Annotated in this window: 9 protein-coding genes; 4 read left to right on the plus strand and 5 right to left on the minus strand. The window is 61.5% G+C overall.

The window, feature by feature from the left end; translation table 11 throughout:
• Positions 1-2: 2 nt before the first annotated feature.
• The 4 genes from IEX05_RS01845 (at position 3) to IEX05_RS01860 (ending at position 5,241) form a co-directional block, all read left to right on the plus strand.
• Entirely contained in the window at positions 3-212 is a 210-nt protein-coding gene (locus tag IEX05_RS01845; protein ID WP_188699688.1) for a heavy-metal-associated domain-containing protein, read from the plus strand.
• Between the two features lie 238 nt (positions 213-450).
• Complete coding sequence (locus tag IEX05_RS01850) at positions 451-2,715, plus strand: heavy metal translocating P-type ATPase (RefSeq protein ID WP_229661091.1); 2,265 nt, start codon at positions 451-453, stop codon at positions 2,713-2,715.
• A gap of 54 nt (positions 2,716-2,769) precedes the next feature.
• On the plus strand, positions 2,770-4,926 hold the full coding sequence (locus IEX05_RS01855) for a heavy metal translocating P-type ATPase (protein ID WP_188699690.1): 2,157 nt from the start codon (positions 2,770-2,772) through the stop codon (positions 4,924-4,926).
• Between the two features lie 9 nt (positions 4,927-4,935).
• The gene (locus IEX05_RS01860) at positions 4,936-5,241 is read left to right on the plus strand and encodes a metal-sensitive transcriptional regulator (protein ID WP_188699691.1); all 306 of its coding nucleotides are present in this window, start codon (positions 4,936-4,938) and stop codon (positions 5,239-5,241) included.
• Positions 5,242-5,518: 277 nt separating this feature from the next.
• Here the strand turns inward: IEX05_RS01860 and IEX05_RS01865 are convergent, their stop codons facing one another.
• From IEX05_RS01865 to IEX05_RS01885, 5 genes are all read right to left on the minus strand, one after another.
• Positions 5,519-6,262 carry a cytochrome c biogenesis CcdA family protein gene (locus IEX05_RS01865; RefSeq protein WP_188699692.1) on the minus strand — a complete coding sequence of 248 codons (744 nt, stop codon included), beginning with the start codon at positions 6,260-6,262 and terminating at the stop codon, positions 5,519-5,521.
• A gap of 44 nt (positions 6,263-6,306) precedes the next feature.
• Positions 6,307-6,816, minus strand: coding sequence for a TlpA family protein disulfide reductase (locus IEX05_RS01870; protein WP_188699693.1), 510 nt, complete (start codon positions 6,814-6,816; stop codon positions 6,307-6,309).
• A gap of 720 nt (positions 6,817-7,536) precedes the next feature.
• A complete protein-coding gene (locus IEX05_RS01875) occupies positions 7,537-9,015 on the minus strand; it encodes a putative type IV secretion/conjugal transfer ATPase (protein WP_188699694.1) in 1,479 nt (492 codons plus the stop codon).
• Positions 9,012-9,839 (minus strand): hypothetical protein, encoded by an 828-nt coding sequence (locus IEX05_RS01880; protein ID WP_188699695.1) that lies wholly within the window; start codon positions 9,837-9,839, stop codon positions 9,012-9,014. Before IEX05_RS01880 ends, IEX05_RS01875 begins: the two co-directional genes overlap by 4 nt.
• 535 nt (positions 9,840-10,374) lie before the next feature.
• Positions 10,375-12,426, minus strand: a complete 2,052-nt coding sequence (locus IEX05_RS01885) for a GNAT family N-acetyltransferase (protein ID WP_188699696.1) — start codon at positions 12,424-12,426, stop codon at positions 10,375-10,377.
• Positions 12,427-12,514: the final 88 nt, after the last annotated feature.

Genomic DNA, 12,514 nt, shown 5'->3' on the forward strand with positions numbered 1-12,514 from the left:
CGATGGCTACCAGCGAGTACAAGGTGACCGGAATGACGTGCGGACACTGTGAGATGTCAGTCCGGGAGGAAGTCGGCGGCATCGCCGGCGTTGAGAGCGTCGAGGTCGACGCCCAGACCGGACGCCTCGTCGTGTCCGCTGCGACTGAGATCGACGCTTCTGCCGTCATCTCGGCGGTCGAAGAGGCTGGTTACTCAGCAGCGCGGGTCTGATGAGAGCCGGTGGAAGGATCGCGCTCTACGGTGCGACGCTGGTAGCAGTGTTCGGAGTTGCGTTCTACGCGGCCGGAGCGTTCGTCCCCGACGGCTTCGTATCTCACTGGGAAGACAGTAGCTCCGTGCCGATTCAGGGGGAGCACCCGGATCAGCGCTGACGAGTTGGGCCGCAACAGGTAACGGCGAGGGCGCGGAATGCCCGATGACAACTGAGCAAGGAAAGGTGCGAACGGCGATGAATGCCTCTGCGCAATCGGCGAACGACAGCGGTGTGGAGCTCGCGATCGGCGGGATGACTTGCGCCTCCTGCGCGAATCGCATTGAGCGCAAGCTCAACAAGCTTGAAGGCGTCGAGGCGACGGTGAACTACGCCACTGAGAAAGCCAAGGTCAGCGTTCCTGCCGGGTACGACCCTGCGCTTCTGATCGCTGAAGTGGAGAGCGCGGGCTACACCGCGATCGTCCCTGCACCTGAGCCGCGGCGGGACGCATCCGAGGGCGACCACGTTGCGGACGACCCCGAGCTCGTGTCGCTGCGCGGCAGGTTGATCGGGTCGATCGTGCTGACCGTCCCGGTGATCGCGATGGCCATGGTGCCCGTGCTGCAGTTTACGTACTGGCAGTGGGCCTCATTGGCGCTTGCCGGCCCCGTGATCGTCTGGGGTGCGTGGCCGTTCCACAAAGCAGCGTGGATCAACTTCCGACACGGAGCTGCCACGATGGACACCCTCATCTCGATGGGAACATCAGTGGCGCTGCTGTGGTCGTTGTACGCGCTGTTCTTCGGCACCGCCGGCATTCCGGGGATGACGCATCCGTTCGCTCTCACCATCGGCCCTTCTGATGGGGCCGGGAACATCTACTTAGAAGTCGGGGCGGGGGTGACAACGTTCATTCTGGCCGGAAGGTACTTCGAGAAGCGCGCCAAGCGTCAAGCTGGAGCGGCGCTCAGGGCGCTTCTAGAGCTCGGGGCGAAGAGCGTCTCGGTGCTTCGTGACGGAGTCGAGATCAAGTTGCCGACGGAGGAGCTGCAAGCAGGCGATGAGTTCGTCGTACGACCTGGAGAGAAGATTGCCACGGACGGCGTCGTGGTCTCCGGCAAGTCTGCCGTGGATGCTTCGATGCTCACCGGCGAGTCGGTGCCGGTTGAGGTCGTCGAGGGCGATGCGGTGACCGGAGCAACGTCGAACGTGAGCGGGCGTCTCGTTGTGCGTGCAACCAGGGTCGGCGCCGACACACAGCTCGCCCAGATGGCGAAGCTCGTCGAAGATGCTCAGACAGGCAAAGCGGAAGTACAGCGTCTCGCAGACCGGATCTCCGGGGTGTTCGTTCCGGTTGTGATCGGTATCGCAGTGGCTGCGCTCGGAGCGTGGCTGGGAGCCGGGTTCCCCGTCGCCGCCGCGTTCACCGCGGCAGTCGCCGTACTCGTGATCGCGTGCCCCTGCGCTCTCGGGCTTGCGACTCCGACCGCTCTGCTCGTCGGCACAGGGCGGGGCGCACAGATGGGGGTCCTGATCAAGGGCCCGGAGGTACTGGAGTCGACACGGAGGATCGATACCGTCGTGCTCGATAAGACAGGGACCGTCACCAGCGGTCGAATGACCCTGGTCGATTCGGTTCTGGAACCCGGCGTCGAGCGGGAGCAGCTGCTGCGAATGGCAGGTTCGCTGGAAGCCGCTTCAGAACATCCGATCGCTCAGGCCATTGCCAAGGGAGCAGCTGACGAGATCGGCACATTGCTGACTCCAGACGAGTTCGAGAATGTCGAAGGCAACGGCGTACAGGGCACTGTCGCCGGCACAGCGGTCATCGTCGGACGTGAATCCTTACTGGCCAGCTGGTCTCAACAGCTTTCTCCTGAGGTCGCGCGTGCGAAGAGCCGAGCGGAGAGCGAAGGCAAGACAGTCGTCGCTGTCGGGTGGAACGGACGAGCACGAGGCATCCTCATCGTGGCCGACACTGTGAAGCCGACCAGTGCCGAGGCGATACAGCTCCTCAAACAGATCGGCCTCACTCCGATGCTGCTCACCGGAGATAACGAAGCCGTCGCTCGTCGGATCGCGCGCGAAGTAGGCATCGATGACGTGATCGCCGAGGTCTTGCCGCAGGACAAGAGGGACGTCGTCGCGCGGTTGCAGCGCGAAGGCCGAGTCGTCGCAATGGTCGGTGACGGCGTAAACGACGCGCCCGCCCTGGCTCAGGCAGACCTGGGGCTTGCGATGGGCACCGGTACGGACGTCGCGATCGAAGCCTCGGATATCACACTGGTGCGGGGCGATCTGCGTTCCGTCGCCGACGCGATTCGGCTCTCGCGGAGAACGCTGTCGACTATCAAGACGAACCTCTTCTGGGCCTTCGCGTATAACGTTGCGGCGATACCTGTCGCTGCCCTCGGAATGCTCAATCCGATGCTCGCGGGTGCAGCGATGGCCTTCTCGAGCGTCTTCGTCGTCGCAAACAGCCTTCGGCTGCGCGCTTTCAAGAGCGTCTCCGAGCGCTGAGCCTGGGCAGGCTCGCTACCGACCCGCACGATCAAGCCGAACAGGACCAAGAGCATGACTGACCACCACGAACATCACCACCACCCCACTGAGGCCAGGGCCAACCAGGACTCCCTGTCAGGAATGCCTCACGGCCACACCGCCGGTATGGACCATGCGCATAGGGCGACCGCACGGCCGAACCCGGACCAGCACACCGGGCACAGCAGCCACACCGGCCACGCGGGCCATGGTGATCATGTCGGTCAGTTTCGGCGCTTGTTCTGGACGCAGCTGATCATCGCGGTCCCCGTCGTCGCGTTCTCGCCGATGTTCGCGATGCTGATGGGCTATGAATTGCCAGGGTGGACGACCTGGGTCGCACCGGTTCTGGGCACGGTCATGTACTTCTGGGGAGGACGGCCGTTCCTCGCAGGAGCTTGGAGCGAACTCAGGAGCCGTAAGCCGGGAATGATGCTGCTGATCGCACTCGCGATCACGGTTGCTTTCTTCGCGTCCTGGGCTGCGACGCTGCGCGTGGTGCATCATGAGCTCGAGTTCTGGTGGGAGCTCGCTCTCCTCATCGTCATCATGCTGCTCGGGCACTGGATCGAAATGAGGTCGTTGGCTCAAACCACATCGGCGCTCGATTCTCTGGCGGCGCTGCTTCCCGACCAAGCCGAGCGCGTCGAAGCTGGTGGCACCGTGGTCGTTGCTCCTTCCGAGCTGCGAGTCGGTGACATCGTGATCATCCGCCCAGGCGGCAGCGTTCCTGCGGACGGTCGCATCGTCGACGGACGCGCGGCGATGGATGAATCGATGATCACCGGTGAGTCGCGCACCGTAGCGAGGGGCAACGGCGACCAAGTCACTGCTGGAACCGTGGCGACCGACTCGGGCGTGCGCATCGAGATCACAGCGACTGGCGATGACACAACCCTCGCCGGCATCAACAAGCTTGTGTCTGAAGCGCAGAGCTCGTCGTCGAGGGCTCAGCGCATCGCCGATCGTGCCGCGGGGATGCTGTTCTGGTTCGCACTCGTAGCTGCCGTTGTCACCGGAGTTCTGTGGACGATCGTAGGAGCTCCTGACGCCGCTGTTGTGCGCAGCATCACGGTGCTCGTGATCGCCTGTCCGCATGCGCTCGGTCTCGCGATTCCGCTCGTCGTCTCCATCGCTACCGAGCGGGCCGCCCGCGGAGGAGTGCTCATCAAGGACCGGCTTGCGCTTGAATCGATGAGGCGCGTGAACACTGTTCTGTTCGATAAGACGGGCACTCTCACCAAGGGCGAGCCCACGGTGACGGGGCTCGCGCCAGTCGGCGACATCGCGCCGGACGAACTACTCGCGCTTGCGGCGGCCGCCGAGGCAGACAGCGAGCACCCCTTGGCGAGGGCGATCGTCGAATCGGCGAGATCTCGCGGCCTTGCGCTGGAACGATCAAGCGGTTTCGTATCCGCACCGGCGGTCGGAGTAACCGCACAGGTGGCAGGGCACGAGATCCGCGTCGGCGGTCCCCACCTGCTGACGGAGACCAGGAGTGCGGAGATTCAGGAAGCTGCGCAATGGCGCGATGAAGGAGCAATCATTCTGCATGTGCTTCGAGACGGGGAGCTGATCGGTGGGTTGAAGCTTGCCGACGAAGTACGCTCGGAATCGCACGACGCAGTCGACGCTCTGCACGAACTCGGCGTCGAAGTCGTAATGATCACCGGCGATGCCGAGGCAGTGGCTCATGAGGTTGCACGGGAGCTCGGCATCGACCGTGTCTTCGCCGGAGTTCGCCCGGAGGACAAATCCGCGAAAGTTGCGGAACTCCAGCGGGAAGGCAAGCTCGTCGCGATGGTAGGGGACGGCGTCAACGATGCTCCCGCGCTGGCTCAAGCTGACGTCGGGATCGCGATCGGCGCGGGAACCGATGTCGCAATCGCGTCAGCGGGTGTGATCCTTGCCAGTTCTGATCCACGTTCGGTGCTTTCGGTGATCGAGCTGTCTCGAGCTGCGTATCGCAAGATGAAGCAGAACCTCTGGTGGGCCGCGGGATACAACCTTGTAGCGGTTCCTCTGGCAGCGGGCATCCTGGCGCCAGCCGGCTTCCTCCTTCCGATGTCCGTCGGCGCAATTCTGATGTCGTTGTCGACTGTTGTTGTTGCTCTCAATGCTCAGCTGCTTCGTCGGGCGGACCTCAGACCAGCATCCAGTACGCGTTCCGTCCTCGGACGCCAGAACTAAGGGGGCCGCATGCACGATGAGCGCGAGACGCACCATCACGGCTATATCAGCGACAAGGAGCGCTATCTGAACCGTATGAAGCGCATCGAGGGGCAGGCACGAGGAGTTGCGAAGATGATCGACGAGGAGAAGTACTGCATCGATATCCTCACCCAGGTCAGTGCGCTCACGCGCGCGCTCCAGGGCGTGGCGACAGGCTTGCTCGAGGATCACATGAAGCACTGCGTCCTCGACGCAGCGAAGCTCGGCCAAGACGCCGCCCTGTCGAAGATCGACGAGGTGACCGACGCGATCTCAAGGCTTATCCGGTCCTGAAACAGCTGCGCCGTCGCGACCAGTGACGCACCGGCGCTGGTCGGACGTGCAGCTCCTCGTTCGCGACTGTTGAAGCGACTGCGGCGGCTCCCGGAACACTAGAGATATCGCGATGATGGCGATAACTGCAGCAGCTTGATAGCTACCCAGCGTCAGTGTCCAGGTGCTGTCGGCATCCTCGAGACCGCGTGCGTCAGCATAGAGGTGCGATAGCGCAAGTACCGGAGCGAGAACGAGGAGCAGATATCCCGTCCTGACCAGCAGGCGGTGGCGGCGCTCAGAGGGGGAGGACGACATTGAGCATCACTCCCTGCAACGAGGACATCACGCGACTCCACACGCCCGTTACCATGAGTACGCCGAGCGCCATGAGCAGGACGCCGCCTACGATATTGATTTTTCGGACGTGTCGCTGCATGAATGCTACGGAACGAGTAGCCCAGCCGAGACCGCACGCGATCACGATGAACGGCACTCCGAGCCCGAGGGAATAGGCGAGGCCGAGAGCCGCTGCGCGCCAAGGATCTCCGAGATTCCAGGAAACCGACATGATCGCGGCCAGGGTCGGTCCAATGCAGGGCGTCCAGCCGACGCCTAGCGCGATGCCGAGCAGGGGTGCGCCGAGCAGCCCGAAGTTGCCACGGAATCGTATGCGCGCTTGGCGCTGAGCCAGGCGGATACGTCCGAGATAGATGAGGCCCATCGCGATCATGAGCACTCCGAACAAGCGCGTGAGCGGATTCGCATACTTCACGAAGAACAGCCCCATCGCGCCGCCTAAGACCGTCACAGCCATGAAGACGACGGTGAATCCTGCGATGAACAGAGCAACGCCGATCAGCAGTCGCGGGTTGCGGCGTCCCTGTTCGGGTTGCAGCGGCGATCCGACAGACGCCGTCAGATATCCCAAGTAGCCCGGGACCAGGGGAAGTACACAAGGTGAAACGAACGACAGCAGCCCCGCAAGCAAGGAAATCGCGATAGCGACTCCGAGCGCGCCGTCGACGACCAGATAACCCATCAGCTCTCCTCGTCTAGTGCGCTCTTGACGAGCGCAGACAGAATCTATGCGGACTCCAGCTGTCCGATGACACGCGCGGATACACGACCTTGTCGGTCCATCACAAGGGTTGTCGGGGTCGCTTGGATCGGCGTGGCCTGCGCGAACGCGAGCTTGACCCCGCCGTCGTTCACGTCGATGACGGATGGGTAGGTCACGTTGTTCTCGGCTGCGAACGCACGCGCTGTGGCCGCTTGGTCGTAGACGTTCACTCCGAGGAAGCCCACGTTCTGCTCACGTGTTTCTTGCCAGACTTGTTCGAGCATCGGAGCTTCCGCGATGCAAGGCCCGCAAGTCGCATACCAGAAGTTGACGACGTAGACCTCACCGGCGAAGTCCTTATCGGAGACCGGGTCTCCTGCTTCTGTCGTGCCTTCGAAGTCGACGGGGTCGGTGCGGTCGTCCGGACTGATTTCGACGACGCTGAAGCCATCGGACTCAAAGAGCCCTGCGTCGGTGCTGAGGTCGTCTTCGCGTGTGCTTGCGGATTCAGCGGCACAGCTGCTGACGAACATCGTGAGTAAGAGGGCAGTCGTAGCGCACGCTCGACGGCCCCACGGCGAGGGGGATTTCATGGCTCTCCGGGGAACGAATCTGATCTTGGTACTTGGCGCGGCAGGATGTGCACACCGCGTCTGCGGCGTTCGCCAAGGGAGGCGACAACACGCCGCTCAGGTATGCGAGAGCGGGTCGTCGTCGCGTTGCTGTCGGCGAGTGGCTGCGCTTTCAGCGATACGGATCAGGTTCGCGAGATCCCCAAGGAATGAGGGGGCGGAGTCGGCACTAGTGCGGTCGACCGCGGCGCCATGCGCAGCGCGCCCATCCAGGGGGCAAGTCGCCGGAGCAGACCGAGCTTTGCGAGGCTGCCCCAGCCGGCTACTGCCGCGATTGCCGCACACCCGACGACGCCGAGAACACACAGTGCGAGTGGTTCGTCATGGACCGGAGCCGCAGGATCAGCGACCACGTGGGTGGTGTCTGCTGACATCTCGGTTGCTGCGACATGACTGCTCGACGACGAGGCCTCAGAGTGCCCGATGCTCGTGCACAAGTCCCATGCGCCGAAGATGAGCAGGATGGTCGCGAGGACCAGAAGGATCTGTGCAGGCAGGCTCCGACCACGCCCTCCGGGCGCGGTTAGCGAAGTCGAGTCAGACACGGCGTCAGCATACGACACCCACTGTGGAGTTCACTCGGCGCTCGACGGGTGAGAACGAAGGCCATAGTGTGCCGCATCAATGAATCATCCGGCTCGTCGTATCGAAGAGCTCCAGCTCAGCGGGGTGGAGCTGGTGCTGCGAGACGAAGCTGCGGTCCTTGATGCGCCAGAGGCCTTGCCCGACGCCGAGCGTGGGGAGGAGTTTGCGCTCGGTGGCGGTGAGTCCGAGCGCCGCCGCCGTGACGCCGAGCTGATCGGATTCTTGCCGATAGATGATCCGTGTCTCCGCGTTGGCGAGCAAGCTGTTCGCGAGTGCGCGCATGGCAGAGCCTTGGTCGCCGACGTTCTCGAGATCGGTGAGCTTGTGGAACACGAGCATGTTCGCGATGCCGTAGGCCCGTGCCAGCCTCCAGTGGGCATCCATTCGCCGCAGGAGCGCGGGGTGCTGCATGAGGCGCCATGCCTCGTCGTAGATCACCCAGCGTTGGCCGCCGGCGGGATCGAGGAGGGCAGACTCCATCCACGCGGACGAGCACGTCATGAGCACGGAGATGAGCATGCTGTTCTCGGTGACTCGTGAGAGATCGAGGCTGATCATCGGCAGCGTCGGGTCGAAGGTCACGGTAGATGGGCCGTCGAAGAGGCCAGCGAGATCACCTGCGACGAGTCTGCGCAGTGCATGTGCGACGAGACGGCCGTCATCGGCCTGCCGGCGATCGTCATCTGCGCTCGGCGCGAACAAGTGCTCGACGACCATCGGGAGGATAGGAACGTCGTTCTCGCTCACGACAGTCGACAGCGCGGCGTCGATCGCCGTGTGCTCGAGCGGCGAGAGCGGACGGGCCAGGACGGTCTCTGCGAGGGCGCCGATGAGATCCCTGCGCCGGGACGCGAGCGTGGTCGCCCACTCGTCGTCGGCGATCCCAGCGGGGCGGTAGCCCTCGTCCAGCGGGTTCAACCGGGTATGGAGCCCGTGGCCGAGCACGATGGCGCGGCCACCGACGGCTTCGGCGACGGCCGTGTGCTCGCCTTTCGGGTCGCCTGGTACGTATACGCGTCGTCCGAACGGGATCGAGCGCGTGTACAGGCTCTTCGCGAGCGAGGATTTTCCGGAGCCGACGATCCCGGCCAGGACCACGTTCGGGGCAGTGATGATGCCGCGTGAGTAGAGGACCCACGGATCGAACACGAAGCTGCCGCCGGAGTAGAGATCTTGGCCGACGAAGACGCCTTCGGCACCGAGGCCGCCCTCGGCGAGGAACGGGTAGGCGCCTGCCAGTGTGGCGGAAGTGTCCTGATGCCGTGCGAGACGGAACGAACCTGGCGTACGAAGTGCCGCGGGGCGGGTCTCGCCGCCCTTCGGCAAGTATGTCGTGGAGCGCCGTTCCGCCTGTGCGGCACGAGTGCGCTCGAGCGCTGCGGCGACTTCGGCTTCGTGCGCCGCTTTCTGCAGACGTGTCGCAGCGGCGCGTCGTTGTTTGCGTACCTTTCGGCGTTCCTTCGTCGGCGTCACCAGGACGGTGGTGTGGAGGTGCTCGTCACCTTGAGCGTTCACAGCCCGAGTCCTCGCTCGCGCTTCAGCTGCGCGATTCCCGGGTGTTCGAACCACGGTGCGGTCGTCGACTGCGTGCCTAACGACAGGGTCGCCGGGGTGAGGCCGCCGGCGTTGCGCGCAAGTCCGCTGAGGCCCGGAGCCGCCGGTGCGCGTTCGAGGAGCTCGATGTCGACTTCGTCGGGAACTGGGATCGTGTGGCGTCGGTAGAGAGCGACGTGGCCGGCCGCAGCACTGTAGGTGAGGCGGTACTCGCCATCGTCGACTTCGCGGTCGAGCTCGGTTCTCGGTGTTTCGTCGTACACATGGCCGTTCTCCATCGCGGCTCCCGTTGTCTCGTCGCCGAAATCCCATTGCTCGAGGTGGCGGATACCAGCGCGCACGCCGTCACGGTCGATCATGTCGAGGACCTCATCGGCGTCTTCGCCATCCATGAAGACGATCGAGACCCATCGGTGGGCAGCGATCGGGGCGACAGGGCTGCGATGCCATGCGATGCGTCCTGCCGCCTGCGAAGCACTGTCAAGGCGGTCCTCGACTTGGCTGACGAGTTTCGCGGCTTCGCGGAGGTGATCGGCTGCGGTGAATGCGTCGCGGGTGCCCGTAACGGGATCGCCATGGTCATCTGCGGCGCGGGTGCGCAGAGCAACGTGGGTTTCGGCGAGCTGGTCCAGCACTTGCTGCAGCGACCGAGCGCTCGCGAGCAGGTCTCCGATCACTTTGTACATGTCGGACGGATGGGCGAACTGGCGCGACGCGTGCGCGAGGCCGCGGAAGGCTTCTGATGCATCGCCGGCGTCAGCTGCAGGGTCGGAGAACGTAGCCACTTTGCACTCCTATCGGTTGCGGTGAGTACTGCTAGGTGTGCATAGCGCAGTACTCAACGGCAACTGTCAGAGCGCAAACAGCGAGTGGCTGTAAACGAGGCGTGGTCTATGTCGTGCTACTTCGACCCTTCATTCTTAATCAGGGAGAATGCATCTTCTGAAATAAATCGATAACTCTGTGGAGGCGTGATGCCCCACTCCCTCATGCGATGGAGTGGGATGGGAGAATCCAATTTGATTGGGTTTCGCGCCTCGATTAAAGTGCCATGGCTCATTCCTGATAGGTATAGGCTGATATCGCAAGCGGACAAACGCGTTGCTCGTCGAAACCTTGTTGATATTTGTGAGACCGATAGACGCTGAACCTGTGCTACATCGAAGTAGCCAGAGATTGTTTTATCCGCCCCTGAGGAATAGATGATAATTCTACTGTCGAGCCATTCATTTGTAAATTTGCGGCGAAGCTCATGTGATTTTTCCCCATTCAGTAGTGCGTTTGCAAAGTTGGAACGGATGGACATAAGAATGTTGTTCGTCATGCGAGTGAATTGGGTTGGTTGTACTCGCTCATGAGTTCCTGAAAGAGTTGCGCCGGGATTGAGCGGGGTGAGAAAAACTCTCCGGTGACCCCATGCGGTGTGGCGTGTTTCCGGAATGTTTTGAGGTGGATCGGATTCGTCAGGACTTCGGTGTCTTCTACTTCGAGTACTGTGACGTTGCCTGTTGGGTCAGCGGTAGCTTCCACTTGGCGTTTTTTGTAGACTCCGAAGCGATTGAATTTTTCGTGCGCATCTCCGGCTGGGAGTGTATGGCTTGCCACCGCATTTGAAACCGCGAAAAATTGTTGTACCTGGTTTCCCTTTTCTTGAGAGGCATACCAAAGCACGCGTGCGGGGAGGTGCTTGAACGGGTTGGAGCGCCCACTCCTGTAATAAATGTGTCGACGGGACAGGCCTAAAGCTCTCCGCTGTTGAAGCAAATTCGGCGGGTATGCGAAAAGATCCATCGCGGCTGTCGGTTTGATTGAGACGACGTAGCAGGGCCTATCGTCCCAGATGCGTAAAGGCCAGTGCTGTCGCTCGAGATCGTGTGAGTTACTGGTCTGGATCAAGGTTGTTGAAGCGTCAAGAAAATATGCCTCAAAATCCGTCAGTGCTCCACGGTAATTTATAGGCCGGGCAATGAATGATCCTTCCGAATCACGCTGGTATCCGTCCTCGTGGAGAGCTGTCTGTACCACGCGTGGCAGTGCCGGGTCCGAGATTCGCACGAGGGACTTTTCGTGGCCTACGGCACGCATGCGAAGTTGGCGTGCAAGCTGAAGCGCGATCGAGCTTTGGTGCTGTCCCGCGGCGACGCGAAGCAAGCTAACCTCGAGGGCATCCTCGCTCACATTCGCTGCGAGCAGTGCTGTTGGCGACTCATCGTCTGTGAGAACCTGAGAGGACATGCTTGCAATCCCGCTACGGAGCCGTGGTCTGAAGGACTTGGCCTTTTCATGAGCTGCATAGTTCATGAATTGCTTCTCAAGAGACTGCTCGTCAAAATCGGCGGTGCTATGCCAGGACAGGCTTAGATTCTCAAATACTCCGGGCGAATATGAATTAAGTATCCCGGGGTTTTCAGCGATGTCGGTAACTACCTCGTGTGGGCGTGCGATCAGTAGGCCAAATTTTTCGCGAATTGGATTACGCATGGCCAGCACGCCCTCATCATTCGTGACGAAGTACTTTGCGGACGCGCGAACTGCGTCAGCAATGTGGCAAATATCACTTTCTAAGCTGACGTCTTTTCGTAGTGCCGGTTGTCCGAAAATTGCTTTTAACTCGTTCTCGATATCGGTATTGAATGGGCGTTCCGTTGGAAGGCGAGTCCATTCCTGTGCGAATGTAGTCTGGATTTTCCTTTCGGAATCGTCGCCAAGTTTATTGAGTTCATGGTCGACCTGAACTGAAACAGCGAACTCTATTTCCTCGGCTAGCCAGTCGGCGACGAGTGCTCTTGATGCCTCGCGGTTTGGGCGGTGGACTTCGTCTCGTGCGTGAAGGTCTATAATAATGTTTGAGTCAAGGACTGCGATTGGCCTGTCAGAGAATAAAAGATTTGTTGTGAATAAGTCTGGCGTGCCGAGTTTTCGGAACCATAACGTAAGGGGGAGGCCTTGGGCGTTTCGCCCGGCCTTTTCGCTCGACGGAGAAAGACCTGCACCTCGCCAGAAACTATCGAGATTGTAGTCTCGGCGACAACTCGCAGTAATTGCAACAGCATCCGGGTGCTGGTTGATGACGTGCTCGATTAGATGGGCGCCAAGGTTTTTGCCACGCGATTCGCTTGCTACGCATACTTGAGTTAACTTGATGGTTGCGCGAGTGATGCGATACAGGGCGTATCCGACCAGCACGTCAGATGAGTAGGCCAGGGTGAGATGCCCGGCATCAGCAGCCTTCTTGAAGACCGCATCGGTGAGAAATCCGAGAGTCTTCTTGTGCGCAGACGCAAGCGCGATTACAGCTGCGACGTGGGTGTCAAGCAGTGGATCAGATGCTTGGCAGCTGAAGATGTTTAACGAGGCGCTACTGAGGGACACTCGTCAATCATGCCCCACGCGCGCTGCTTATCGTCGATACCGGTCGTCGCATGCGCGTGCACGAGGTCGGGGATAGGTGTTCGACGTC

The sequence above is a fragment of the Microbacterium nanhaiense genome, from assembly GCF_014646015.1.
Classification (GTDB): domain Bacteria; phylum Actinomycetota; class Actinomycetes; order Actinomycetales; family Microbacteriaceae; genus Microbacterium; species Microbacterium nanhaiense.